Raw genomic sequence first — 23,523 nt, 5'->3', positions numbered from 1 at the left:
CATGACGCAGATGCCGGCCTATCGCTGGGCTGATCGAGCCCAGAACACCGTCGCTTCGGCAGCGCCCGCAACGGCGCACGGGAACATCATCCAGCTCGGCGGGGGCTACGGCTTTCCCGACGAATTGCCGGATATCGTCACCGAAGCGATCGAGGCCGGCAATGCCCGAGAGGAAACCCTGCAATACGGCCCGCTCTATGGGCTCGACGACCTGCGCGACGCAATCGTCGACTATCTGCGCGATGACGGGATCACGGCCACTCGCGAGAACATCCTGATCGTCAACGGCGCCAAGCACGGGCTCGATCTCGCCTGCCGCGTCTTCCTCGAGCAGGGCGATGCGGTGATCGTGGCGGCTCCCAGCTACCTCACGGCGATCTCGATCCTGAAGGCTGCCGAAGCGACCTTCATCTCCGTGCCGATGGATGACGCGGGAATGCAGACGCAGGTCCTCGAGGAGATTCTGCTGGCTCGCCGCGAGAACGGCCTCGCCATGCCGAAATTCCTCTTCGACATCCCCGATTTCCACAATCCCAGCGGCATCACCATGTCGGCCGATCGCCGCAGGAAGCTGGTGGAGCTGGCCGAGACGTTCGATTTCATCATCATCGAGGACGACCCCTATCGCCGCATCCGTTTCGAGGGCGAGCCGGTTCCGCCGATCAAGACCTTCGATACCGCTGGCCGCGTCATCGGCCTGGGAACGGTCTCGAAGATCCTGGCGCCGGGCTTGCGTATCGGCTGGGTCAATGCCGATCCGGCGATCGTCCGGCGCATGGCGGCGCACAAATCCGACCACGGCACCAGTCCCCTGCTGCAGCGGATCGTCGCGCAGCTCTTTCGCAACGGAAAGGTCGCGCATCACATCGAGACGCTGTCGCATGTCCTGCGGGAGCATCGCGACGCCATGGTCGAGGCGATCGGCCGCGAGCTGCCCGGCGCGAAGGTTCGCAAGCCCAATGGCGGCTATTTCCTCTGGGTGGAGCTGCCCGAGGGGGTGGATGCGGATGAACTCGTCCGCCGGGCAGGCAAGGAGGGCGTCGCGATCTTCACCGGCAAGCTCTGCTTCGCCGAGGAGCCTCCGGGCCAGTTCCTCCGGCTGGCCTACAGTTTCAGCACGCCCCGGCAGATCACCGAAGGTGTGAAGCGCATCGGGCGTGTCTATGCCGCCATGCGCGCCAGTGCCGAGGAGACGCGCGTTTCAGCGTGAGGCGATAGAGATCCGCATCGATCTCGGCAGCGACACGGCGACCAGGCCGAGCAAGGCCATGCTCGCCTTCATGATTGGCTGCCCCGTCGGCGACGATCAGAAGCAGGAAGACCCCACGGTCAACCGGCTGCAGGACCGGGTCGCCACGCTTGTCGGCATGAACGCGGCCCTGTTCCTGCCGTCGGCGACGATGGCGAACGAGATCGCGCTGAAGGTTCATACGCGGCCGGGCGACGAGGTGATCGTCGAAGCTTATGCTCATTTCGTTACCGCGGAAGCTGGCGGCCCGGCTTTTCTCTCCGGCGTGATGATGTGTCGCCTGGGCGGCAAGCGGGGCATCTTCGATGCCGCGCAGGTCGAACAGGCGATCCTTCCCGACGGTCCGCACTATCCGCGGACGAGCCTTGTCTGCGTCGAGCAGACGACCAATCTGGGCGGCGGCGCCGTCTGGCCGCAACAGCGGCTTCGCGAGGTCGTCGCCATGGCTCGGCAATACGGGCTCGCGACGCATATGGACGGGGCCCGGCTGATCAACGCCGCGGTCGCCTCGGCGATTCCCGCGCATCGCCATGCGCAGGATTTCGATTCCGTCTCTGCCTGAGCAAGGGGCTAGGCTGCCCGGTCGGCGCCCTGCTGGCGGGTAGCAAGGACTTCATCGGGGAAGCGCGCCGCTACAAGCATCTCTTCGGCGGCGCCATGCGCCAGGCCGGCATCATCGCGGGCGCGGGGCTCTTCGCGCTCGACAACAATGTCGAAAGACTGGCCGAGGATCACGAGAATGCGCGACTGCTGGCGCGCCTGCTGTCGGAGATTCCCGGCATCGCGATCGATCCCGCCGAGGTCGAGACCAACATCGTCTTCTTCGACGTCGCCGCGACCGGCATGACGGGGCAGGACCTTGCCGATGCGCTATGCCTGCGCGGCACGAGGGTCGGAGCGCGCTGGCGCGGAACGACGATCCGGGCTGTCACCTATTGCGATGTCGGCCGCGCCGACATCGAGACAGCCGCTCGCCAGATCCGCGAGATCGTTGTCGAGCGGGCGGCGTAGCGCGCGTCTGGCCATGGCCGTCGCGGAGCTCAGGCCGAGGCGCGGGCGAAGGCCGGAGCCAGCGCGGCCCTGACCTGCTCGATCGACCGCTCATCATCGCGGAAGGACATCACTAGGCGATGCCGCGTCGGGTGCCGGTGATCCCAGGCCCGGAACCGGACGCCCGATGTCTCCAGCAGCGCCGTGACGTGCGGGTCGATATCGGCGAAGATCTGGTTGGTCTCGACCGGATGGCTCAGACGGACGCCCGGAACCCTTGCGAGGAGCGCAGCGACGGCTCTCGCCATGTCGTTGGCGTGCCGCGCATTTCGTAGCCAGAGCCCATCTGCGAGAAAGGCGTGCAGCTGGGCAGAGACATAGCGCATCTTGGACGTCAGCAGCCCGGCTCGCTTCTGCCGGTAGGCGAGATCGCGGGCGAGCGTCTGGTCGAAGACGATCACGGCCTCGGCATTCATGGTCCCGTTCTTGGTGGTGCCGAGGCTCAGCACGTCGATGCCGGCCCGCCAGCTCATCGCGGCCGGCCTCGCCCCCAGGGCGACGAGCGCATTGGTGAAACGTGCGCCGTCCATATGCACGCGCAGACCGCGCGCATGGGCGGTTTCCGACAAGGCCTCGAGCTCGGCGAGCGTATAGAGCGTGCCGAACTCCGTCGCCTGGGTCAGCGACAGGGACGAGCAAGCGAGATGGTGACGGCTCGGCCGCATGCGCTCGTCCAGTACGCGGCGCAGGTCATCGGCTGCGATCTTGCCGTTGCCGCCGGGGATACCGACCAGCCGCGAGCCGCCCGCATAGAATTCCGGCGCGCCGCCTTCGGTCGTGAGGATATGTGCCGCTTCATGGCAGATCGTCTCGCCATAGGGCGGGGTGATGGCCGCGAGGCCGAGCGCGTTGGCGGCGGTTCCGGTCGCAGCGGAAAAGACGAAGGCTTCGTGCTCGAACACCTCCGAGAAGGCGGCATTCAGCCGCCCGCTATGGATGTCGTCGCCATAGGCGACCGCGATCCCGTCGTCCGCCCGCCGGATCGCGTCCATGACCTGGGGGCTGACACCGGCCTGATTGTCGGAGCCGAAGAGGATCTCGGTCATTGGCGGTCGTGCCCCCGGGCTGGGCGCAGGTCCAGCATCTCGTCGATGCCGTACAACCCTGGCGGCCTGCCGACCAGCCAGGCCGCGGCGCGCATGGCTCCTGCAGCAAAGATATTGCGATCGAAGGCACGATGCGACAGCGTGATCTGCTCGCCGAGCGCGGTGAAGCTCAACGAATGCTCGCCGACGATCTGGCCACCCCGCAAGGATGCGAAGCCGATGGCGCCGGTCGCACGCGCGCCGCAATGGCCGTCGCGACCGCTTTCCATGACTGCAGCGAGCGTCGTGCCGCGCCCCTCCGCGACCGCCTGGCCCAGCAGCAGAGCGCTGCCCGAGGGGGCATCGACCTTTTGGCGATGGTGCATCTCGACGATTTCGGCGTCGTAGGTCTCCGCAGGCAGGATCGCCGCGAGCTGGCGTGCCACGGTCATCAGGAGATTGATGCCGAGCCCGAAATGAGCCGCCTGCAGGACGGCGATGCGGTGCGAGGCCGCCTCCACCTGCAGCTGCTGTTCCGGCGCGATTCCGGTCGTTCCCAGAACCCATGCCGCCCGCCCGGTGGACAGGACCCTCGCATGCTCGGCCACCGCATCGGCATGGGTGAAGTCGATCACGACATCGCTCTGCCCGGCCAGATGAGGCAGGCCCAGAGCCGGAATGTCGTTTCGATAGGCGCGAGCGGACGCCGGATTCAGCGTCCCGCCGATGACGTCGTGACCCGCGGCCCGCGCTTGCGCGACCAGTTCCTGGCCCATCCTGCCGGCGATCCCAAGAATTCCGACGCGCATTTGCGATCCCTTATCGTCTTTCCAGGCTCGCCGCGCTCCGCGGCCAGAAGCCGTTGAATCGTCGGGGTGAGTAGGGTCCCAGATTCCATTGGCCAGCCCGGCCCAGAAGCAGGTCGCGAACGATCTGAGCCGTCATCGGCGCGCTGGCCATGCCGACATGCCCGTGACCATAGGCGTGGAGAATATCGGGACTGGCGCTGGACGGGCCGATGACCGGTAGCCCATCCGGCGTCGAGGGGCGGTGCCCCATCCAGCGCTGGAGCCGATCCTCCGCCAGCGTCTCCGGCAGCCCGGGGTATGAGCGTTTCAGATGGGCCTGGACGATGTCTGCGCGGCGCCAGTCCGGCGGCGCGCCTATGCTGCAGAGTTCGACCTGACCGGCCCCGCGGAGACCGGCGGCAACCGGTGTCGTGCCGATCCGGCTGTCGCTGGTCTGGACCGGCAGCGTCGGCATCGCCTCGGGCGCAGCGACGACGACATGGTAACCTCTTTCGCTCTCCAGCGAGACCCGGTCGCCGGCCTTCCGGGCGAGGTCGCGGGACTGGATGCCGGTGCAGATCACCGCCCTGTGGGCTGGCACGAGGCCGGAATCGGTCAGAACGGCAGCGAGCCGCCCCTGCCGGAGGTCGAACCCGCTCGCTCGTGCCCGGATGCGCCGGGCGCCGAGACGGATCGCATGGTCCGCCAGGGCCCGGACGTAGGCACCCGGATCCAGGCAATGTCCGGTCGCGCCGACCAGAACACCGAAGGCGTATCGCGGTGAGAGCGCCGGAACGGCCCGCCGCAGCGCATCGCCTTGCAGCTCGGTCCATGACACGCCGTTGTCGCGGCGCAGCCGCCAGGCCAAGGTTTCGGCCTCGAAGTCGGCGCGTGTCGGATAGGCGTAGATCGCGCCGCTCCTGCAGACCAGCTCAGGCACGCCGGCGGCGGCGGCGAGCTCGGCATGCATAGCGGGCCCCGGCTCCAGCAGTGGCCGCAAGGCACGCGCCGTCGCCTCGACGCGCGAAGTCGTCGCTCCGGCATAGAGGAAGCGCAACAGCCAGGGCAGCAGGCGAGGCAATGCAGTCCAGCGGATGGTCAGAGGTCCGAGCGGATCGGTCAGCATGCCAGGCACCTTGCGCCATAGCCCCGGCATCGACATGGGCACGACCGATGCAGGACTGAACCAGCCTGCATTGCCATAGCTGGCGGCCTGCTGGCCGCCCGGTTCGGCGGCCTCGATCAGACGAACCTCGAAACCTGCCTGCTGCAAGGCGATCGCCGTGGTGACGCCGATGATGCCGGCCCCGATGACGGCGACGGACGTCTGCGTCTGCGCAGGCAGGCTCATGCCGAGCGCCGCAGCGGCGACTGGATTGCTTCGACGATACCCATGACCAGGCGCACCTGATTGATGGTCGAGGCCTCGGTCCAGAAGCCGCAATGCGCGGTCAGTGTCACATTCGGTGCCGTGCGCAAAGGATGATGCTCGGGCAGGGGCTCGGTCTCGAAGACGTCGAGGGCGGCATGGCCGATCTGGCCGCTTTCCAGCGCGCCGACCAGAGCCGCCTCGTCCAGCAATGCTCCGCGCGCTGTGTTGACCAGCAGGACGCCGCGCTTCATCGCGGCGATCCTGTCGGCATCGAGAAAGCCGCGTGTATCGTCGTTCAACGCCAGATGCAGGCTGATCACGTCGGAGGTGGCGAGAAGTTCGTCCAGTGAGACGCTGGCGGCATGTGCGTCGGCAATGGGCGAGCGGTTCCAGGCAACGACGTCGAGGCCGATGCCGGCGCAGATTCGTGCCATTTCGCGGCCGATGCCGCCGAGCCCGATCAAGCCGATCCGTCGGCCGCGCAGCTCGATGCCCTGCAGCTTTGTCCAGCCGCCACCACGGATGATGTGGTGCTGCGCCGCGATCTGGCGCGCTGCGCCGAGCATGAGCCCGGCGGCGAGCTCGGCCACGGTCGTGTCGCCGTAGTTCCGGATGGTATGGACCTCGATGCCCATCTGGCCGGCGAGCGCCAGATCAAGAATGCTGGCCGCGCCTGTTCCGAAATAGACGAAATGGCGCAGGTCGGTGCAGCGCGAGAGAACCTCTTGCGGAATCTTCGTGTGATCATCGATGCAGATGTCGTAGCCATCGAGCATCGCAGGCAGATCCTCGACGGAGAACGGCTCGGTGTTGACGTCGACCTCTATGTCGAAATCGGCGAGCGCTGTGCGCCACAATGGGATCTGGTTGGGCCCGCAATCGATATATTTCGCACGCATGCTTTCGTCCTTCGTGGTTCGGCGCTGATCACGAGGCGTGCTCAACCGAGCGTCAGGCCGCCATCGACATGCAGCAGCGCGCCGGTGATCTGGCGAGCTTCGGCAGACAGCAGGAACTGGATCGCCGCCGCGACCTCCTCAGTCTCATTGAGCCGGCCGGTCGGGGTCCTGGCCGCTGCTTCGATCCAGCCCTGAGCCGAGAGCGTTCCGGCTTTTCCGGCGTCCTTGCGGGTGAAGCCGGGAACGACCGCGTTGACGGTGATGTCCTGGTTCGCCAGCGACAATGCCAGGCAGCGGACCAGGGTTTCCATCGCTGCCTTGGCGATGGCCGATGCCGGTGCCAGCGTCCGCGGCTCGAATTTGTGAGCGATGAACGAGCTCACGGCGACGATGCGACCGGCACCGCTGGACGCCAAAGCGGGGAGGGCCGCTGTCGCCAGCTCCAGCAACGCTCCCGGCATCAGAGCGATGCTGCGATCAAGGCCGCCCCGCGTCAGCTCGCCGATCGGCGTCTTGTCGACATGGCCGGCGCAATGGACCAGCTGGTCGAGCCGTCCAAAATGGTCGATGGCCGCCCTGACGGCGAGCTCGCCATGTCCGGCCTCCATCAGGTTGCCGTGTGTGATCAGGCACTGCGCTCCCAGTTCGCGACAGGCTGCGATCACGCCATCGAGGCGCGATCGGCTCTCCGCAGTGCTTCCACCGCTATGCAGGACGATGCCGACCGAAGGAGCAGCAAGGCGCCGCGCCAATGCGGCGCCGATGCCGGAGGCGGCGCCTGTAATCAGTGTGACGCGTGCGATGCCGTCCATGTCGTGACGAGGTGCGCTTGAGATCGGGCCAGGTTTCGGCCCTCAGCGCTAGGTCAGCTCAGTTGCCGTACGGATGACACCCTCAGAATGAGGCGCTGGGCCGGAAAACCCGTCATTCTGGCGGTGGAATCACTCAACTTTGTGCGATCCACCGTCAGCGCCTCCCATTGTCCTGATCCACCTCGGTGCGGCGGTCGCTGCTTTGATGCATAGGTCGCCCAAATGCATGCACACCGACCGCCGAGGGCTCCTGAGTGATTTCGCGGTGCCACTGCCATGCTGACGCGTTCACCGCCGGGGGCGGAGCCGTCAGTCATGGTTCGATCTTGCCAGTTCGACGCTGGGCCGTTTCGAGGACCGCGGCTCGCGGCTGGCCGGTTACTTTGCGGCAGACGCCGCCTGCCGAGCGGCCTGGTCGATCACATCGGCCACGACCTTCGGCTGGGTCATGAAGAGTGCATGACTGGCCGAGACCTTCGTGACCTTGGCGCCGATGCGCTTGGCCATGTGGTCGAGCATCGCCTGGTCGAAGGCCTTGTCCTCGCTGGCGATCACAGCCCAGCTCGGCTTGGTCCGCCAGGCGGCGTTCTTCAGCTTGGTGCCGAAGGCGGACAGGTTGATGGGCACCTGCGAGTCCCGCATGAAGGCGACATCCGCATCGGAGACATCGTGAGCGAAGCCGGCCTTGAACTTGGCGCGGTCGACGAAGGCGAAGCCGTCCTGCGTCTTGTCGAGCACGAACTCGGTCGCCGGGGCGAAGCCTTCGTATTGCTGGGCCGTCGTCTCGCCGGCATCCGGCGACAGGGCCGAGACGTAGACGAGCCCTGTGACCTTCGGATCGACGCCAGCTTCCGTGATGACAGTGCCGCCCCAGGAATGGCCGACGAGGATCGTGGGGCCGTCCTGCCGCTCGAGTGCCCGCTTGGTGGCTCCGACGTCGTCTTCGAGCGAGGTCAGCGGGTTCTGGACGATCGTCACGCGATAGCCGCGCGCCGTCAGCAGGTCATAAACGCCCCGCCATCCCGATCCGTCCGCGAAAGCGCCGTGAACCAGGACGACGTTCTTGGCAGGCTGCGCCGTGGTTGCGGGCTGGGCGAGAGCGGCTTGCGACAGGCTGCCGATAGCGGCTGCGGCGAGAAGGGTGTTGCGGATGGATTTGGTCATGACAGCGTTCCTTTGATCGATTGTTGCGCTAATTGTTATTGCGATAATAGTTATGCCGATTACCGCCATCCTTGTCAATCAGACATTTGTCGCGATATATGTTTTCGAGATCACGGTTCCGTGAACCGTAACGGGAGGCCCGCCGATGACCGAAGCCACTACCGCTCCGCCAGTACCGCTGGAGGATCAGCTCTGCTTCTCGATCTACTCCGCGGAGATCGCGATCCAGCGGGCCTATAAGCCTCTGCTGGATGACCTCGGCCTGACCTACCCGCAGTATCTCGTGCTCAACGTGCTCTGGCGCGAGGATGCCCAGACCGTCGGCGGCATCGCTCAGCAGCTGGCCTTGGAGTCCAGCACGCTGACGCCGCTGCTCAAGCGGATGGAAGCAGCCGGCCTGCTGCATCGCACCCGCAATCCCGAGAACGAGCGCCAGGTGATCATCGCGCTCACCCCGGACGGCGACAGCCTTCGTTTCCGTGCGGGCTGCCTGAACGAAAAACTGCTCCTGGCCTCCGGAGAGACGCCCGGCCGCCTCGCCGAGCTCAATCGCCTGGTCAGGCAGCTTCGCGACGCGATCTACAGCCATGCCGGCGGCGCGGCAGGGGCAGCGCCGGGGCCGGTCGCCGCCCCGGAGAGCACAACGTCGTCGTAAGCTTCACCTAGACCGTCGGCACGGTCCCGCCATCGATGACGTACTCGGTCCCGGTGATGCTTCCTGCTCGATCCGAGGAGACGAACGCGATCAGGTTCGCAACCTCGTCGGTGCTGGCCGGGCGGCCGATCGGAATGCCGCCGAGCGCATCCATGATCATCTTCCTGCCGGCCTCGACACTGACGCCGTGTTGCCCCGAGAGGCGCTCTGCGAACGCGATAGAACCCTCCGTGGCGATCCATCCCGGCGAGACGCGGACGACCCTTATCCCTTTGGGCGAGACGAGCTTGGAGAGGCTCTTGCTGTAGGACGAGAGTGCGGCCTTCGCTGCAGCGTAGCCGATCGTCGACTCTGGCAAGGGCATGACACGCTGGATGGACGTGACGTGGACGATGACACCGCTGCCTTGCGCGGTCATCGCCGGCACCAGCTCGCGATCCAGGCGGACGGCCGGCATCAGGTTGAGGTCGAGCTCCTTGCGCCATTCCTCGTCGGTCAGGGCCTCGTATCCGCCCGCCGGGGCGGAAGACCCGCCCAACATGTGCACGATGATATCGACGCCGCCGAGGCGCTGCCGCACGGTCTCTGCGAGCTGCGCACAGCCCTCCGGAGTCGTGAGGTCGACGCCGACGAACATCTCTTCCGGCAGGTCCTCCGGTCTCGACCTGGCGCTGGTCAGGACCTCGGCGCCCAGCTCTCGAAAGAGCTTGACGGTTGCGGCGCCTGCGCCACGCGTGCCGGACGTCACGAGCGCCCGCTTGCCCTCGAGGCTGATGAACGGGCTCATACGGTAATCTCCAGCTCGCTGATCAGGCCGCCTTCCACCCGAAAGAAGAATCTGAGATCGATCGGGCTGCCTGGGAAATCCCCTTCGACATGGCAGGTGACGACCGTCCGGCCGCGATCCTGGGCGACCGAAACAGGCGTCGACTGAGCCGTATACTTCTTGGAATAATCGACTTTCCACTGACGAATTTTGTCTCGGCCTGTATGGATATTGTTTTCGTCCCGGACAATCGCTCGATCCGAAAAGCAATCGGCCATGGTCTGAGGGTTGGGATCAAGTTCGGCGGTAAAATAGCGCGCGATCGGTTCAGGAAATTCGAGTGACATGTTTCATCATCCTTACAGAACGGAGTCCGTAATTTTTCTCGCAAGCCCATCCTCTTGGATATGACGTCTGCGATTGCTTCTACGGAGTCGAACGTAGCGATGGACAGTCAGGGGGATAACTGGGATAAAGTGGGATGAAACGTTTCGAAATTCGGGACAATGATCGGCCATAACCTCATCGAGCTCGACGCCGTGATGGCGGTCGCGCGGCGCAAGTCGTTCCGGGCGGCGGCGATGGAACTGCAGATTTCCACGACGGCTCTGAGCAATCTCATCGCGAAGTTTGAAAAGCAGCTCGGCGTACGCCTGTTCAATCGGACGACACGGAGCGTTTCGCTCACCGATGCAGGACGAAACTTCGTCGAACAGATCGGGCCCGCTCTTGTCGAGATTCACAGCGCGATGGACAGCGCCATGTCCCAACAAGAGGTGCCGTCCGGGACAATCAGGATCAACGCGTTTCCGACCGCCGCCCGCGAGATCCTGGAGCCGGTGATCCTGGAATACCTGCGCCGATATCCGCAGGTTCATATCGATCTCGTGACGGAAGGTCGTCTGCTCGATGTCGTGGCAGACGGCTTCGATCTCGGCGTCAGAAGCGCCGATTTCGTGCCCAGCGACATGATCGCCGTCCCGATCGGCCACGCCCGATCCTACGTCGTGGTGGCGTCGCCAGCCTATCTGGAGATGCACGGCAAGCCGCGCGTTCCCCTCGATCTGCTCAATCAGACCTGCATCCGCATCCGACTGCCCGATGGCGGCATCTATAAATGGCACTTCGAGAAGGATGGCGAGCCGATCCAGATCGACGTCAAAGGACCGATCACCCTCGATGAGGCCAGCCTCTCACGTACCGCGGTACTCCACGGGATCGGCCTGGGCCTGTTCATGGAGTCGGACGTCCGTGACGACATCGATGCAGGCCGCCTGATCAAAGTCCTCGAGGACTGGATGAAACCGGTCGCGCCGCTGTGCCTCTATTACCCCGGCCGGAAGAACCCATCCGCTGCGTTCAAGGCATTCATCACTCTCGCACGCGAGTTTACCGCGGCATCAAGCGCTGATCCCGGACCACGCCGCGGTTCGGCCTCCTAATTCTGAAAGTCCGGTGTCGGCGGGCAGCGAATGGCAGCTCGTGGCGCCGAGCACTGATGAGGACTGCTATGGTCTCGGCGGATGCGGCATCCGGACGAGGATGTCGAAAGTCGCGATGTCGACGGCGTCGTGACTGCATGGAGCCTGCGGCTGAACCCGTTCCGTCACCCTATATCCGTCCTTGATTGCATCGCGGGAGCAGGACGTGCCTCGCGTTCGCTCGGGCGCGGTCACGCCTTCAATTCACCCGGCCCGAGCCGAGAATCGCTCCAGCACCGATGTCAGGCTGTGGCTGTCGCCCTGCGCCTCGTCGAGGATGAGCCGGTGTTCGAGATCGTCGAGATGCTGGCTCATCAGCCTGCGCGCGGCCGGCTGATCACCGGCGGCGACGGCCTCGATGATGTCGCGATGATGGTTGGCGCCGCACTGGTCGCCGTGATCGCGGCGGTACATCGCGTTGACCAGCGAGATGCGGGCGAGCACCTTTTCCAGCGCCTCGAGCAGGACGGGGTTGCCGGCGAGCTTTGCCAGTTCGACATGGAAGCGCCCTGACAGCTTTTCCTTGGCGGCATCATCGGGCGCGGCGTGGATCCGGTCCTCCTCGATCGTCAGCGCTCGTAGTGCCTCAAGCTTCTCTGCGGAGGCGCGCTCGAAGGCATGGTCCAGCATCAGCATTTCGAGCGAGCGCCTCGCCTCCAGCAGGGCGCGCGCCTCGTCGATGCCGGGCTCGGCGACGAAGGCGCCGCGGTTGCGCTTGCGCTCGACCAGCCGGTCGCGCTGAAGCACCGCGATGGCGCCGCGCACGACCGTGCGGCTGACACCGAAATGCCCCCCGACGACATCCTCGGGAAGCTTCATGCCAGGGCGCAGCGCTCCTTCGGCGATGGCTTCCGCGAGCGTGTCGCAGATGCGCTCGACGATGTCGTCGCCCGTTGCATCACCATTGCGCTCGGCCATGCGCATTCAATCCTCGAAGCAAATCGATACCGCGATTCTATCTCGCCGAGGCGTCATCTCGATAGGCCATTATGTGTGCAGACAGCGCTATCATTTAAGCATTCAAAACTGAAAGCAAAACTGAAAGCAATTTATTCCGCAGATATGAAACCGATCATGAATCATAAAATTCTTAGATATATCAAACCCTTGTGAAGTCCTCTGCGAGGTGTACGCGCTCTTGGCACGCCACTTGCCAGCACGTGGAGCAGCGATCTTTCGTTGGCCACAGAAGCGGGCGGCGCATGCAAGCGATCATGGAGAAGCCGGTTTCGACCTCGCCGCTCGGCCAAACTTTGGCCGTCAGCGGCGTCAGCCACAGTTATGCCGGTGCCCAGGCCGTCGATGATGTCAATTTCGTCGTGCCGGCCGGCAGCATCGCCGCCATCCTCGGGCCGAGCGGCTGCGGCAAGTCGACCATGCTGCGGATCGTCTGCGGGCTGCTGAGGCCGGGCGTCGGCAAGGTCATGATCGGCGACCGTGACGTGACGGACGTGCCGGCTCGCGAACGCAAGGTCGGCATGGTCTTCCAGAACTATGCGCTGTTCCCGCACATGACGGTCGCCGAGAACATCGCCTATGGGCTGTCCGGCCTGCCGCGCGAGGAACGCCGCGAGCGCGTCGCGCAGATGATGTCGATCGTGCGGCTGGAGCCCTTTGCGAACCGCCTGCCGCGGCAGATGTCGGGCGGGCAGCAGCAGCGGGTCGCGGTTGCCCGTGCGCTGGCGCCGCGTCCGGCCCTGCTGCTCCTCGACGAACCTTTCGCGGCGCTGGACCGCTCGCTGCGCGCCGACCTCCAGTTCGAGTTCGTACAGCTCCAGCGCAGCCTCGGCATCACGGCGATCATCGTGACGCACGACCAGGAAGAGGCGCAGTCGGTCGCCGAACAGCTCATCGTCATGAACAAGGGCCGGGTCGAGCAGTCGGGTCCGCCGGCGGAACTCTACGACAAGCCCGCCAATCTCTTCGTCAACGGCTTCGTCGGCCACGCCTCGCTGTTGAAGGCGACGGTCGCCAGGGCTGACGACGGGAACGGCCTGTTGCGCCTCGCATCGGGTTCGCAACTGGCGATGCCGGGCCCCGTCGGCTTTGTGCCGACTTCGGACGTCGTCCTCGCCGTCCGCCCGGAGCATGTGAAGCTCGCCGCGTCGCCCACGCCCGGCGCGCTGCCGGCCAAGCGCGTGCTGTCGGTGCCGCTCGGCCATCTGATGGTCCACGACCTGCTGGTCGAGGGTGCGACGCCCGTCAGGGCGATCGCGGACCGCGCCTCCGACTCCACCGAACTGCCGCGCGACGTCTTCGTCAGCTTCGCGCTCGATCGCTGCCGCCTTTTCCCTGCTCCCTGATCTTCCGAAAGGATCGCCGCCATGACCAGCGCTCTCAGCCGCCGCCAGTTCACCGCCGGCCTCGCCAGCTTCCCGGCTCTCGGCGTGTTTTCCATCCGACAGGCGCGCGCCGCCGGCTCGGTCGTCGCCGCCGCCTTCCCCAACGCCTGGGAGGACGCCTATCGCAAGATCGTGGCGCCGCTCGTCGCAGCCCAGGGCACGCAGCTCGTCGTCTCGCCGGCCCTGGCGCAGGACCAGCTCGCCAAGCTGCTGGCGAGCCCCGGCAAGCCCTCCTTCGACGCCGTGCTGATGTCGCCTGGCCAGACGGCGGAAGCGGTGTCGCGCGGGCTGATCGAGAAGATCGATCCGTCGAAGCTGAAGAACTGGGACAAGCTCGAGGCATCGGCCCGCACCGAATACGGCCCGAACGTCACGGTCGAGATCAACGGCATCGCCTACAATCCGACGATGGTGCCCAAGCCCGCCGGCTACAAGGATCTGTTCGAGAACAAGGCCTATGACGGCAAGGTCGCCTGGATCGGCTTCGGCTCGAACACCGCTGCGATGGCCTGGGTCGAGATCGCCAAGCTCTATGGCGGCGGCGAGGACAATATGGAGCCGGTCTTCAAGCTGCTCGCCTCGCACATGCCCAAGGTCGGTGCCATCGCCAACAATGGCAGCGCCCAGATGACGATGTTCCAGCAGGGCGAGATCGGCGTCTTCATGGCCAGCACCGGCAATGTCGCGCGGCTTAAATCGCTCGGCGTGCCCTGCGAGTTCGTTCATCCCATCAGCGGCTCGCCGAGCGTTCCGGTCACCATCCACCTCGCCAAGGGCGCGGCCAATCCCGAGGGCGTCTACCAGTACATGGACGCGGCGATCTCGGCCGAGGCCCAGTCCAAGCTCGCCTTGCCGCCGACCGAGATGATCCCGACCAACAGCGACGTGCCGCTGACGCCCGGCATCAAGTCCTTCGTGTCCGAGGACGACCTGAAGAAGCTGGTCTACCCGGACTGGGCCAAGATCAACGCCAAGCGCGCTGCCTGGACCGCGGAATTCGACCGGGTGGTCCGCAAGTAGGCCTCTTCTCAGGCGATCCCTCGAGCGAGGCGCGCAATGAACCGCAACGGCCTTCCGTTCCTGCTGCCGATGCTTGCCCTGTCGCTGGCGGGCTTTGTGTTGCCGCTCGCTCTGCTGGGCGTGTTCAGCTTCGTCGATACCTCCGGCTCGCCGACGCTCGCCAATTATCAGCGCCTGTTCGCAGACCCCTTCGTGCTGAGCGTTCTCGTCGATACGATCGCGCTCGGCTTCAAGGTGGTCGCGCTGACGACGCTGATCGCCCTGCCGATCACGCTGCTCTACTGGCATGCCAGCCCGGCCTTACGCCGCGTGATCGTGTTCCTGACGCTGCTGCCGATGCTGACCAGCAACGTTGTGCGCACTTTCGCCTGGATCGTCATTCTCGGCCGGCAGGGTCCGATCAGCCAGGCGCTGGTCGAGCTTGGGCTGGCGCCGGCCCCGCGAAGCCTGCTCTTTAACGAGACTGCGCTCGTCGTCGTGCTCGCCCAGATCGAACTGCCGCTACTGGTCCTGCCGGTGATGGCGGTCATCGCCCGCAGCGACGGCGCGCTTTCGGCCGCGGCGCAGACGCTTGGCGCAGGGCCGTGGCGCATCCTCGTCACGGTGCTGCTGCCGATGATGGCGCCGGGCTTCCTTGCCGGCTGGGTGCTGGTCTTCGCTGGCGCCACCACCTCCTACGTCACCCAGTCGGTGATCGGCGGCGCCCGCCTGATCTACCTGCCGCAGTTCGTCTACCGCGAGGTCGGCGTGCTCTTCCAATGGCCGTCCGCAGCGGCCGTCGCCTTCGTCCTGCTCGCGGCCACGAGCCTGATCATGCTCGCCATGACGGCCGCGGCCCGCCATCCGAGGCTCGCCGGCCATGCTTGAAGCTCATCGCCCTTCCGATTGGGCTTACCGCCTCTTCGTCTATGGCGTCGGCGGCCTCGCCATCCTGTTCATGGTCGCGCCGGTCGCGGTCGGCCTCGCGATGTCCTTCACCTCCGGCCAGACGCTGAAGTTTCCGCCGGACGGCTTCTCCCTTCGCTGGTACCGGGCGCTGCTCGACCCCGAGCAATCGGCCCCGATCCATACCGCGATCTCGCATTCCCTCCAGATCGCGGTGCTCGCGGTCGTCGGCACGGTCCTGCTCGCGGCGCCGGCCGCCTATGGCGTGACGCGGCTGAAGCCTGCGGCATCCGCTGCCGTCGAGCCGCTGATGCTCGCGCCGCTGGTCCTGCCGAGCCTGGTCTATGGCCTCGCCGCCCTGATCGCCTCGGGCCGCGCGGGCCTGAGCCCTTCCTTCGGCCTCGTCGTCCTCGGCCATATCGTCGTGTTCGGGCCGTTGATGTACCGCGCCTGCGCCGCGATCACGCAGCGGCTCGATCCCAGCCTGGAGGAGGCCTCCGCGCTGCTCGGCGTCGGGCAGTTCAGGACCTTCCTGCGCGTGACCCTGCCGCTGATGCTGCCCGGCATCTTCGCCGGCATGTTCCTCGTCTTCATGCAGTCGCTCGACAACGTCTCGGTCACGCTCTTCCTCGCCGATCCGCGCACCACCGTGTTGCCGCTGCGCATGTTCCAGATGATCGAGGAATCGCTCGACGTCCGCGTCGCGGCGATCTCCGGTCTGCTGATCGGGACCGTGTTCCTTTGCCTGCTCGTCTCCTGGCGCGTCCTCGAACCCAGGCGCCAGCACTGACCGCCCAAACCAATCACCCTCAGGAAGCAAGAAAAGTGACGCCCATGCTCGCTGCCAGCCGCCGCGTGGAGGCCCTGCTCGCCGATTTCGAGCCGGATTTCCACTTCGATCCGCCGCCTCCGCTGCCTGTCGAGGAGTTCGAGGAAAGGCTCAGGCGCGTGCGCCGCGAATGCGTCGTCGCAGGCCACGACATCGCGATCGTCCACACCGACATGATCGGCTGGTTCCACACCTCGAACTGCTATCTGCGCTATCTCGTCGATTGGATGCGCGAGGGCGTGCTGATCGTCCCCATGGACGAGGACAAGCCGCTGACGCTGATCTCGTTCTTCACCCAGGCTGTTATTCTGCCACCGGGTGGTGAGCCCGTTCTGGTCGAGGACATCTGGCAGGTCGGCGCCATCGGCCGCGAATATGCCGATCGGCCGGGCTCGTCGGTCTACAAGACCGCCGAGGCCTGCGCCAAGCTGATGGCCGGGCTCGTCGGTCCGCGGCCGCAGATCGCCTGCTTCGGCGACGCCAAGTCCGCGGACTTCTTCGGCTTCCTGAAGGAGCTGGTGCCGAACGCAGAATACGTTCGCGAGAACGGCATCGTCGACCGGATGCAGCGCGTTCGGTCACCGCGCGAGATCGGCATGTTCCGCGCCGCCTGCCAGCTCATCGATACCGGTATCCAGGCCGCTTACCACGTGGCCAGGCCGGGCGTGACGGACGCTGAGATCTTCGCGGCCTTCACCTTCGCGCAGCTCGCGCGTGGCGGCGAATCCGCCGACGGCTACCAGATCGGCGTCAACGAGTTCGGCACGCATTGCGGCAAGCCCTATGGCCATGTGCTGCGTCCGGGCGACATCGCCAATCTCTACATCTCGAACGTAACCTGGCGCGGCTACAACGCCCAGACCTCGCGCATGATCGCGGTCGGCGACATCACGGCCCGGCAGGAGCTCGTTCTCTCCGCCTGCGAGGATGGGGTGAAGCGCGCCGAGAAGCTGATCCGGCCTGGCGCTCTGATGCGCGACATCAACAACGCCGCTTTCGAGCCCTTCATCGAAAAGGGCTTGCTGACCTCGCCCGAGACGCGGACCATGCCTTACAACTGGAGCACGGCCGACGATGGTGGCCCGCGCCTGATCAAGCGTCAGTATGTCCGCGACATCGACTGGGAGGCGCAGGGCCGCAAGCTCATGCATGTCTACCCAGCGACGCACGGACCGCATAACCCGAACATCGGCCACGCAGTCGGCATGGCGGGCGCCGACAACAGCTTCAACCTGGCCTCGCACAACTACGACAGGCTCGAAGAGGGCATGGTCTTCGTGCTGCACGCGCAATGGCTGGAGCCACTCTCGGCCGGCGCCAATCTCGGCGACTTCTACGCCGTCACCAAGGATGGCTTCGAGAACCTGAGCTGCCACACGCCACTCTCGACACATCGCGTCGCGGCCTGAGGGAAGGCGGCGCAGCTTCCCAACAGGGCTCTCGGCTCCTTCGCAAGCTGAGAGCCCGTTCTGCCAGAGCGGTGGAGGCAGGCCATCTCTCACATGGAGGGAACCGCTGCGAGATGACCGCTCGATCCAAGTTCTGCTGGAAAATCGAGCGCGCTGGGTCGGCCGCAACGAGCCTGTTGATAACCTCGGCGGGTCCGTTCCGAGAGCATGAAGCGCCAGCTATTTTGCGACCGCGGTGGCGGTTGCGCCAAGCCGAGATAAGGGAATGCTGACATCTCAGCGTCCGCTCGCAAGCAGGGGGTTGCGTCCCGGCCCGCTCAGCTATCCCAGCCCGTCGGCTCGCGCCGGCGGGCTTTTTTGGTGCGGAACCCTGAGTGCCGCCTCCCGTTCATTGAACATCTGGATGAGGAGGAAACCATGGATCATTCGAAGCACATCCGTCTTGCCGACTCCGATCTCACTGCCGTGGCCCTCGACGGCGCGACCATCTATGGGCCCGGTGACGACAAGATCGGTTCGGTCTCTCATCTGCACGGGACCGGCCCGAGCGCACAGGTCGTCATCGACGTCGGTGGTTTTTTGGGGATCGGCGCGAAGCCCGTGGCGGTCCCGATGCATGAGCTCGAGTTCATGCGTGACGAGGACGGTGACGTCCATGCGGTGACGAGCTGGACGAAGGATCAGCTGAAGGCCATGCCCGAACATGCCGAGCCATAGCCTCAGCCCGGCCCGATTCAAGCAAGGCCTGACCGATAAGCGATATCGCAGCTCAGCCTGATCAGTTGGCGTGGAACCTGCCGGGGCTTGCGGTGTTAAGCCTCCCGAATTCGCGGTAGTGCCCACGTTCGCAGCTGGGCAACGGGCTGGAGGCCCAATGAACCCCGCCGGCTTGCCGGCGGGGTTCATGCGTTCGGTGTGGTCGGCACTCGTCTCCCGATATGACCAGCGAGCGAGTGGAGCGCGATCTGTCACGCACACGAGGCGACGGAACTCCCGATCCTCTTCGCAGTTCTCCCGGCAGTCCCGCCAAGCGCGCCACCCGGAGAACTTCCATGGACGACATCATATATCTGGTCGGCCTCGTGGTCGTGGTCATGGCGATCCTCTCCTTCTTCGGCCTGCGATAGGAGCGTTTCATGGCAAGCGAAACCACTGACGTCGTCGTCGTTGCGCCGACCCAAACCGCACCGCATTCCGGCTCCTATCTCGAATGGGGCGCAATATTCGGCGGCGCGACGCTCTCGGCTGCCATCACCACGCTTCTCACCACCTTCGGCTCGGCGATCGGGCTTTCGCTCGTCTCGTTCGAGCCTTCCAGATCGACTGGCCTCACCGCGCTGGCCATCGCGGGCGCGCTGTGGGCGCTATGGGTGAGCGTGATGGCTTCCGCCGCGGGCGGCTATCTCGCCGGCCGGATGCGGCGTCCTGCCGCCGATGCCAGCCAGCACGAGCGCCATGTGCGCGATGGTTCGCACGGTCTGGTCGTCTGGGCTGTCGGCGCGTTGCTGATCGCGGGTCTCGCGGCATCGTCCGTCGCAGGCTTGGCCAAGACAGCAGCCTCCGGTGCTGCCGCGGTCACGAGCGCTGCCGGTACTGCGCTCAGCCAGCAGCCAGACCCGCTTTCCGTCGCCGCCGACACGGTGACCCGCTCCACCGGCACCGCACCCGTGACCCAGGCCGAGCGTGACGAGGCCTCCCGCATACTGGTTCGAAGCCTCGCCAGCGGGCAGCTCGATCCGGCCGATCGCTCCTACATTGCAAGCAGGATGGCAGCGCGGATGAACATCGCGCAGCCCGAGGCTGAGAAACGGATCGACGATGCCGTCGCCCGCCTCAATCAGGCAAAGGAAAGCGCGAAGCAGGCGGCCGAGCGAGCGCGAAAGGTCGGCGTTCTGTCGGCCTTCCTGACCGCCGCGGCGCTACTGGTGGGGGCTGCCGCTGCCTGGATGGCGGCTCAACTCGGCGGCAAGCACCGCGACGAGGAACTGGATCTGTCCGCCTTGTGGGGGACGCGCGGAGCCTAGGCAAATGCCGGGATCGAGATCGAAACGACCTCGATCCCGGTTATCGGAAAGCATGGCGACGATGATACTCGTCTTACCTTTCGATGAGCGGGGGCCGATCCCGAACAATCAGCGCTTCCCGGCGCTCGTCTATCGACAGGCGCTTGCGTCTGACCAGGCCGACCTGGCCACCGCCATGGAGCGGCGGTTCGAGGAGAATGGCTGGCCGCCGGCCTGGCGCAACGGCATCTACGATTTCCACCACTATCACTCAAAGGGCCACGAAGTGCTGGGCATTGCCAAGGGGTCTGCCGAGCTGGTCCTGGGCGGCGATCGCGGTCGCGAGATCGGAGTCCGTGCGGGAGACGTACTCCTGCTGCCCGCCGGCACCGGGCATTGCCGGCTCACAGCCAGCAGCGATTTCCTGGTGGTGGGCGCGTACCCGCCTGGTCAGAGCGGGGACATTCTGCGGGATCCTCCCACTCCGGACATCAGGGCAGCCATCAGCCGGCTAGCAAGGCCTGCGAGCGATCCCCTGTCAGGGCGCCAGGGACCGATGCTCGATCATTGGCGCGACGGGCTTTAGAGATGCGCTCGGCTGCAGCCTGCCCAAGGTCGACGAGCGGCAGGCGCCGATGGCTACTCGCTTCAGCGACCACGTGCCGCGTCCTTACCCGCGGCCGGTTTCGGAACTTCAGTCTCTGCTCGCGGGTTGTCCGCGAAACGCATTGGAGCCGTCATGCCAACACCGAACGAGCTTGAAGCCAAACTCTGGAAGGCGCTGCGATCCGACATGACCGTCATGCTCGGACTCGACAGATCAGGCGACAATCTGATGCGGCCGATGACGGTCCAGCTCGATGGCGATGCCGACCGTGGGCCGCTATGGATTTTCTCCGCATCGGATACCGAACTGGTGAAGGCGCTGACCGGAAGCGAGAACGCCTTCATGTCCTTCGCCGACAAGGGTCATGACCTCTTCGCCAGGATCAATGGCACCCTGGTGCTCGACAATGATCGGGCGGTCATCGACCGGCTTTGGAACCGCTTCGTTGCGGCGTGGTACGAGCAGGGGAAGGATGACCCCAAGCTCGCCTTGCTCCGCTTCGACCCGCGCCAGGCGGAAATCTGGGAGAACGAGTGGAGCCTGATTGCGGGCATCCAGTTGCTCTTCGGCTCCGACCCCAAGAAGGACTATGCGGACAAGACAGCCAACATAAGGCTCGCCTGACCATTTGGCCGCACCACTGACATAAGCCGAGCGCGCGACATGATCAAAGCCATCCTCAACAGCGTCGCGACAGCCTGGATCGCGCGCGATGCCGAGCGCGGAGACATTCCTGAGGGAATGACCGTTCCATTGACGTTGCTCGCGGCAAGGCTCCCGGCCCCGATCCTGGTTGTTGGAGCGATCGGTTACGGCCTCTATCGACTCAAGCTTGAAGCGCGAGCCCGTCGCGCCAAGGACGTCACGCCGCAACGCCGGCGCTCGGCACCGAGGAAAGCGCCTTCGACCGGGACTCGCAGCCGCGGCAAGGCCCGGAGCTGAACGACGCTGAACCGCTATGTCGCGTCAGCGCTTTTTCGTCCGCGTCCGATCAGGCAGTGCATCGATCGCTTCGTCGGCGCCCTGATCCTTGTGGAGCACGCCTTCCCTCAGCACCTTTCGCGCTGCTGCGTCCTTCTTTCGAGAATCCGTCGGGATGCCCTTCGTCTCGGGCGTCGCCTCCAGGCCGATATCCTTCGGCTTCTTGCCCGCGTTCCTGGCGCTGGCGGCAAAGGTGGCGAGAGCTTCGGGTTGCTTGGCCATGGCTTTTCCTCCGTTTGCGTTGCAACCGGGGTGGAGCCTGGTTGTTCCCTGGCTCAGGAGAGCCACCGGCCAGCGGGCTGGTGGCGAGTTTGCGTTGCGGAGACGGCCTACTCGGCCTTGAGATTTTCCGCTGACGACTTGCCGGACCGCTTGTCCGCAACGACCTCGTAGGAAATCTTCTGTCCGTCGTGCAGCTCCCGCAGCCCTGCGCGCTGCACCGCGCTGATATGGACGAACACGTCCTGACCGCCGCCGTCCGGCTGAATGAAGCCGAAGCCTTTCGTGGTGTTGAACCATTTCACCGTGCCGGTCGCCATTCCCTGCCTCCTTGTTGGGAACGCGAGCATGGCTGCCGTCGCGCTGGAGGGCAACTGTCCGGAGAGCGCTTTAAATTTTCAGAACCCTGTCATTTGCTATTGCATCGCTCTAGGGCTCCAGCCATGGAGGCCGGCCCCTAGAGTCAGCTGATGCCCATATCGCCCACGCAATTCCTCAGATCGAACCTCCTGTTGCTCGCCGGAGGGGCGATTGCGCTGTTGGTCATCGTCATCGCGGCCTTCTGGCTGACACGGGCTTCGGAACGCCAGTTCGACGAGGTGGTCGCCGTGCGCGAGACCCGCAGCGCGACGGCCGATCTTCTCTCTCTCGCGCAGGATGCGGAGACGGGGCAGCGCGGCTACCTGCTGTCGCGAGACGCAGCCTATCTCGGCCCTTACACCGATGCCGTGGCCAAGTTCGAGTCGACGCTGCAGCGGGTGAAGGCCTCCGCTGGCGCGGCCGAGCTAACTCAGGCCGAGGTCGCGCGCCTGGAAAGCGCATTGCGTGGCAAGCTGGCGGAGTTGGCGGAAACCATCGCCTTGGCGCAGCGCGGCGGCTGGGACGATGCAATCGCTGCGCTTCGCCAGGGCTCGGGTCGCAACTTCATGGACGAGGCTCGTGCCGGGCTCGGCAAGATCATCGCGCAATCCGAGCAGCGGCTTCGACAGGCGATCGCCGACCAGGAATCCGCATCGGCGCGGTTGCGCTGGACCATCGTGCTCGGTGCGCTCGTCATCCTCCTCTTCGCGGCGGCGGCCTTCTGGACGATCGCGCGATATACGCGCGAGATCATCCTGGCCAGAACCGAGGTCGCCGCCCTCAACATCGGGCTGGAAGCGCGCGTGCAACAGCGCACCGAAGCGCTCACCCGAGCCAACGAGGAAATCCAGCGCTTCGCCTATATCGTGACCCATGACCTGCGGGCACCGCTCGTGAACATCATGGGCTTCACGAGCGAGCTCGAAGCGACAGCTGCACCGATCAAGGCCTATTTCGATGCCGGCGAAGCAGCTACCCCAGCGGTGCTGGACGAGGCCCGCACGGCGGTCGACGTGGACCTGCCGGAAGCGATCGGTTTCATACGTTCGTCGACGCGCAAGATGGATGGGCTGATCAACGCCATCCTGAAGATCTCGCGCGAGGGCAAGCGCGTCCTGCGCGCCGAAGCGATCGATCTTCAATCAGCGCTCGACGCAGCGGCGGCGGCGGTACACCATCAGGCGAACGAGAACGGAGGTGGCATCACTGTCGACTGTCCGCCGCTCAAGATCCGCAGCGACCGCCTGTCGATGGAGCAGGTGTTGGGGAACCTTTTGGACAACGCGATCAAGTATCGATCGCCCAATCGCGAGCTCAAGGTGGTGATGCGCGCGAAGCGGGAGAAGTCCGGCTGGGTTGTCATCGACATCGAAGACAATGGCCGCGGCATCGCGTCAACGGACCACGAGCGCATTTTCGAGCTCTTTCGTCGATCGGGTGCGCAGGACAAGCCGGGCGAAGGCATCGGCCTGGCGCATGTCCGGACGATCGTGCGCAATCTCGGCGGCGACATCACCGTCAGGTCCGAACTGGACGCTGGCACGACCTTCTCGATCTTGTTGCCGCCTGATCTCAGCGCGGTTCAGCGGAGTGCCATCACGTGAGCA

Annotated in this window: 25 protein-coding genes and 1 pseudogene; 15 read left to right on the top strand and 11 right to left on the bottom strand. The window is 65.4% G+C overall.

All coding sequences use genetic code 11. The annotated features are described in order from the left end of the window. Window position 1 precedes the first annotated feature (1 nt). Window positions 2–1,210 (top strand): aminotransferase-like domain-containing protein, encoded by a 1,209-nt coding sequence (locus tag CXY91_RS11905; RefSeq protein ID WP_100961522.1) that lies wholly within the window; start codon window positions 2–4, stop codon window positions 1,208–1,210. After that, window positions 1,164–2,260 (top strand): annotated as a pseudogene (locus tag CXY91_RS31295) (threonine aldolase family protein). Before CXY91_RS11905 ends, CXY91_RS31295 begins: the two are co-directional and overlap by 47 nt. A gap of 29 nt (window positions 2,261–2,289) precedes the next feature. Here CXY91_RS31295 and CXY91_RS11895 read toward each other — a convergent pair. From CXY91_RS11895 to CXY91_RS11870, 6 genes are all read right to left on the bottom strand, one after another. Further along, window positions 2,290–3,345: a threonine aldolase family protein gene (locus tag CXY91_RS11895; RefSeq protein WP_100961519.1), complete on the bottom strand. Its 1,056-nt coding sequence runs from the start codon at window positions 3,343–3,345 to the stop codon at window positions 2,290–2,292. Next, window positions 3,342–4,133, bottom strand: coding sequence for a 4-hydroxy-tetrahydrodipicolinate reductase (dapB, locus tag CXY91_RS11890; protein WP_100961517.1), 792 nt, complete (start codon window positions 4,131–4,133; stop codon window positions 3,342–3,344). The genes CXY91_RS11895 and dapB overlap by 4 nt, the downstream gene beginning before the upstream one ends. A 10-nt stretch (window positions 4,134–4,143) precedes the next feature. Next, window positions 4,144–5,463 carry an NAD(P)/FAD-dependent oxidoreductase gene (locus CXY91_RS11885; protein ID WP_100961515.1) on the bottom strand — a complete coding sequence of 440 codons (1,320 nt, stop codon included), beginning with the start codon at window positions 5,461–5,463 and terminating at the stop codon, window positions 4,144–4,146. Further along, a complete protein-coding gene (locus CXY91_RS11880) occupies window positions 5,460–6,383 on the bottom strand; it encodes a 2-hydroxyacid dehydrogenase (RefSeq protein WP_100961513.1) in 924 nt (307 codons plus the stop codon). Before CXY91_RS11880 ends, CXY91_RS11885 begins: the two co-directional genes overlap by 4 nt. A gap of 41 nt (window positions 6,384–6,424) precedes the next feature. Continuing rightward, window positions 6,425–7,195: an SDR family NAD(P)-dependent oxidoreductase gene (locus CXY91_RS11875; protein WP_100961511.1), complete on the bottom strand. Its 771-nt coding sequence runs from the start codon at window positions 7,193–7,195 to the stop codon at window positions 6,425–6,427. Window positions 7,196–7,573: 378 nt separating this feature from the next. Continuing rightward, window positions 7,574–8,359 (bottom strand): alpha/beta fold hydrolase, encoded by a 786-nt coding sequence (locus CXY91_RS11870; RefSeq protein ID WP_100961509.1) that lies wholly within the window; start codon window positions 8,357–8,359, stop codon window positions 7,574–7,576. A 145-nt stretch (window positions 8,360–8,504) separates the two neighbouring features. Between CXY91_RS11870 and CXY91_RS11865 the strand changes: the two genes are divergently transcribed. Then, window positions 8,505–9,014, top strand: a complete 510-nt coding sequence (locus tag CXY91_RS11865) for a MarR family winged helix-turn-helix transcriptional regulator (RefSeq protein WP_100961501.1) — start codon at window positions 8,505–8,507, stop codon at window positions 9,012–9,014. A gap of 7 nt (window positions 9,015–9,021) precedes the next feature. Here the strand turns inward: CXY91_RS11865 and CXY91_RS11860 are convergent, their stop codons facing one another. Both CXY91_RS11860 and CXY91_RS11855 read right to left on the bottom strand, forming a co-directional pair. After that, complete coding sequence (locus CXY91_RS11860; protein ID WP_100961499.1) at window positions 9,022–9,801, bottom strand: SDR family oxidoreductase; 780 nt, start codon at window positions 9,799–9,801, stop codon at window positions 9,022–9,024. Then, window positions 9,798–10,127, bottom strand: a complete 330-nt coding sequence (locus CXY91_RS11855) for a nuclear transport factor 2 family protein (RefSeq protein ID WP_100961497.1) — start codon at window positions 10,125–10,127, stop codon at window positions 9,798–9,800. The genes CXY91_RS11860 and CXY91_RS11855 overlap by 4 nt, the downstream gene beginning before the upstream one ends. Before the next feature lie 159 nt (window positions 10,128–10,286). On the opposite strand from CXY91_RS11855, the gene CXY91_RS11850 reads away from it, so the two are divergent. Continuing rightward, window positions 10,287–11,222 carry a LysR family transcriptional regulator gene (locus CXY91_RS11850; protein ID WP_100961495.1) on the top strand — a complete coding sequence of 312 codons (936 nt, stop codon included), beginning with the start codon at window positions 10,287–10,289 and terminating at the stop codon, window positions 11,220–11,222. A gap of 243 nt (window positions 11,223–11,465) precedes the next feature. Here CXY91_RS11850 and CXY91_RS11845 read toward each other — a convergent pair whose 3' ends face one another. Then, complete coding sequence (locus CXY91_RS11845) at window positions 11,466–12,179, bottom strand: GntR family transcriptional regulator (protein ID WP_248307447.1); 714 nt, start codon at window positions 12,177–12,179, stop codon at window positions 11,466–11,468. A 284-nt stretch (window positions 12,180–12,463) separates the two neighbouring features. Here CXY91_RS11845 and CXY91_RS11840 point away from each other — a divergent pair, with 284 nt between their 5' ends. The 10 genes from CXY91_RS11840 (at window position 12,464) to CXY91_RS11790 (ending at window position 21,298) form a co-directional block, all read left to right on the top strand. Continuing rightward, window positions 12,464–13,564, top strand: a complete 1,101-nt coding sequence (locus CXY91_RS11840) for an ABC transporter ATP-binding protein (RefSeq protein WP_100961491.1) — start codon at window positions 12,464–12,466, stop codon at window positions 13,562–13,564. A gap of 21 nt (window positions 13,565–13,585) precedes the next feature. Next, complete coding sequence (locus CXY91_RS11835) at window positions 13,586–14,623, top strand: extracellular solute-binding protein (protein ID WP_100961489.1); 1,038 nt, start codon at window positions 13,586–13,588, stop codon at window positions 14,621–14,623. A 36-nt stretch (window positions 14,624–14,659) separates the two neighbouring features. Further along, a complete protein-coding gene (locus CXY91_RS11830) occupies window positions 14,660–15,490 on the top strand; it encodes an ABC transporter permease (RefSeq protein WP_091843711.1) in 831 nt (276 codons plus the stop codon). After that, window positions 15,483–16,298: an ABC transporter permease gene (locus CXY91_RS11825; protein WP_100961487.1), complete on the top strand. Its 816-nt coding sequence runs from the start codon at window positions 15,483–15,485 to the stop codon at window positions 16,296–16,298. Before CXY91_RS11830 ends, CXY91_RS11825 begins: the two co-directional genes overlap by 8 nt. 44 nt (window positions 16,299–16,342) lie before the next feature. Continuing rightward, window positions 16,343–17,746 carry a M24 family metallopeptidase gene (locus CXY91_RS11820; protein WP_100961485.1) on the top strand — a complete coding sequence of 468 codons (1,404 nt, stop codon included), beginning with the start codon at window positions 16,343–16,345 and terminating at the stop codon, window positions 17,744–17,746. A 417-nt stretch (window positions 17,747–18,163) separates the two neighbouring features. Then, window positions 18,164–18,463, top strand: coding sequence for a PRC-barrel domain-containing protein (locus tag CXY91_RS11815; RefSeq protein ID WP_091843699.1), 300 nt, complete (start codon window positions 18,164–18,166; stop codon window positions 18,461–18,463). Between the two features lie 419 nt (window positions 18,464–18,882). Continuing rightward, a complete protein-coding gene (locus tag CXY91_RS11805) occupies window positions 18,883–19,770 on the top strand; it encodes a hypothetical protein (RefSeq protein WP_100961481.1) in 888 nt (295 codons plus the stop codon). Window positions 19,771–19,822: 52 nt separating this feature from the next. Beyond that, the gene (locus CXY91_RS11800) at window positions 19,823–20,335 is read left to right on the top strand and encodes a cupin (RefSeq protein ID WP_465246853.1); all 513 of its coding nucleotides are present in this window, start codon (window positions 19,823–19,825) and stop codon (window positions 20,333–20,335) included. Window positions 20,336–20,488: 153 nt separating this feature from the next. Next, on the top strand, window positions 20,489–20,980 hold the full coding sequence (locus CXY91_RS11795; RefSeq protein ID WP_100961479.1) for a pyridoxamine 5'-phosphate oxidase family protein: 492 nt from the start codon (window positions 20,489–20,491) through the stop codon (window positions 20,978–20,980). A 39-nt stretch (window positions 20,981–21,019) separates the two neighbouring features. Continuing rightward, window positions 21,020–21,298, top strand: coding sequence for a hypothetical protein (locus tag CXY91_RS11790; RefSeq protein WP_100961477.1), 279 nt, complete (start codon window positions 21,020–21,022; stop codon window positions 21,296–21,298). Window positions 21,299–21,322: 24 nt separating this feature from the next. Here the strand turns inward: CXY91_RS11790 and CXY91_RS11785 are convergent, their stop codons facing one another. After that, a complete protein-coding gene (locus tag CXY91_RS11785) occupies window positions 21,323–21,559 on the bottom strand; it encodes a hypothetical protein (protein ID WP_100961475.1) in 237 nt (78 codons plus the stop codon). A gap of 107 nt (window positions 21,560–21,666) precedes the next feature. Continuing rightward, window positions 21,667–21,876, bottom strand: a complete 210-nt coding sequence (locus tag CXY91_RS11780; protein ID WP_091843677.1) for a cold-shock protein — start codon at window positions 21,874–21,876, stop codon at window positions 21,667–21,669. A gap of 288 nt (window positions 21,877–22,164) precedes the next feature. On the opposite strand from CXY91_RS11780, the gene CXY91_RS11775 reads away from it, so the two are divergent. Continuing rightward, window positions 22,165–23,520 carry a sensor histidine kinase gene (locus CXY91_RS11775; RefSeq protein ID WP_158673383.1) on the top strand — a complete coding sequence of 452 codons (1,356 nt, stop codon included), beginning with the start codon at window positions 22,165–22,167 and terminating at the stop codon, window positions 23,518–23,520. Window positions 23,521–23,523: the final 3 nt, after the last annotated feature.

This window comes from Allobosea sp. FBZP-16, from assembly GCF_002831785.1.
Classification (GTDB): domain Bacteria; phylum Pseudomonadota; class Alphaproteobacteria; order Rhizobiales; family Beijerinckiaceae; genus Allobosea; species Allobosea lupini.
This window is presented reverse-complemented; position numbering and strand designations above follow the sequence as displayed.

Coding starts and splice junctions, on each gene's coding strand:
- CXY91_RS11785 (WP_100961475.1), bottom strand. CDS start 21,559: ATGGCCAAGCAACCCGAAGCTCTCGCCACCTTTGCCGCCAGCGCCAGG.
- CXY91_RS11845 (WP_248307447.1), bottom strand. CDS start 12,179: ATGGCCGAGCGCAATGGTGATGCAACGGGCGACGACATCGTCGAGCGC.
- CXY91_RS11905 (WP_100961522.1), top strand. CDS start 2: ATGACGCAGATGCCGGCCTATCGCTGGGCTGATCGAGCCCAGAACACC.
- CXY91_RS11855 (WP_100961497.1), bottom strand. CDS start 10,127: ATGTCACTCGAATTTCCTGAACCGATCGCGCGCTATTTTACCGCCGAA.
- CXY91_RS11895 (WP_100961519.1), bottom strand. CDS start 3,345: ATGACCGAGATCCTCTTCGGCTCCGACAATCAGGCCGGTGTCAGCCCC.
- CXY91_RS11795 (WP_100961479.1), top strand. CDS start 20,489: ATGCCAACACCGAACGAGCTTGAAGCCAAACTCTGGAAGGCGCTGCGA.
- CXY91_RS11885 (WP_100961515.1), bottom strand. CDS start 5,463: ATGAGCCTGCCTGCGCAGACGCAGACGTCCGTCGCCGTCATCGGGGCC.
- CXY91_RS11865 (WP_100961501.1), top strand. CDS start 8,505: ATGACCGAAGCCACTACCGCTCCGCCAGTACCGCTGGAGGATCAGCTC.
- CXY91_RS11790 (WP_100961477.1), top strand. CDS start 21,020: ATGATCAAAGCCATCCTCAACAGCGTCGCGACAGCCTGGATCGCGCGC.
- dapB (WP_100961517.1), bottom strand. CDS start 4,133: ATGCGCGTCGGAATTCTTGGGATCGCCGGCAGGATGGGCCAGGAACTG.
- CXY91_RS11840 (WP_100961491.1), top strand. CDS start 12,464: ATGCAAGCGATCATGGAGAAGCCGGTTTCGACCTCGCCGCTCGGCCAA.
- CXY91_RS11815 (WP_091843699.1), top strand. CDS start 18,164: ATGGATCATTCGAAGCACATCCGTCTTGCCGACTCCGATCTCACTGCC.
- CXY91_RS11780 (WP_091843677.1), bottom strand. CDS start 21,876: ATGGCGACCGGCACGGTGAAATGGTTCAACACCACGAAAGGCTTCGGC.
- CXY91_RS11830 (WP_091843711.1), top strand. CDS start 14,660: ATGAACCGCAACGGCCTTCCGTTCCTGCTGCCGATGCTTGCCCTGTCG.
- CXY91_RS11825 (WP_100961487.1), top strand. CDS start 15,483: ATGCTTGAAGCTCATCGCCCTTCCGATTGGGCTTACCGCCTCTTCGTC.
- CXY91_RS11805 (WP_100961481.1), top strand. CDS start 18,883: ATGGCAAGCGAAACCACTGACGTCGTCGTCGTTGCGCCGACCCAAACC.
- CXY91_RS11820 (WP_100961485.1), top strand. CDS start 16,343: ATGCTCGCTGCCAGCCGCCGCGTGGAGGCCCTGCTCGCCGATTTCGAG.
- CXY91_RS11880 (WP_100961513.1), bottom strand. CDS start 6,383: ATGCGTGCGAAATATATCGATTGCGGGCCCAACCAGATCCCATTGTGG.
- CXY91_RS11850 (WP_100961495.1), top strand. CDS start 10,287: ATGATCGGCCATAACCTCATCGAGCTCGACGCCGTGATGGCGGTCGCG.
- CXY91_RS11800 (WP_465246853.1), top strand. CDS start 19,823: ATGGCGACGATGATACTCGTCTTACCTTTCGATGAGCGGGGGCCGATC.
- CXY91_RS11835 (WP_100961489.1), top strand. CDS start 13,586: ATGACCAGCGCTCTCAGCCGCCGCCAGTTCACCGCCGGCCTCGCCAGC.
- CXY91_RS11875 (WP_100961511.1), bottom strand. CDS start 7,195: ATGGACGGCATCGCACGCGTCACACTGATTACAGGCGCCGCCTCCGGC.
- CXY91_RS11860 (WP_100961499.1), bottom strand. CDS start 9,801: ATGAGCCCGTTCATCAGCCTCGAGGGCAAGCGGGCGCTCGTGACGTCC.
- CXY91_RS11870 (WP_100961509.1), bottom strand. CDS start 8,359: ATGACCAAATCCATCCGCAACACCCTTCTCGCCGCAGCCGCTATCGGC.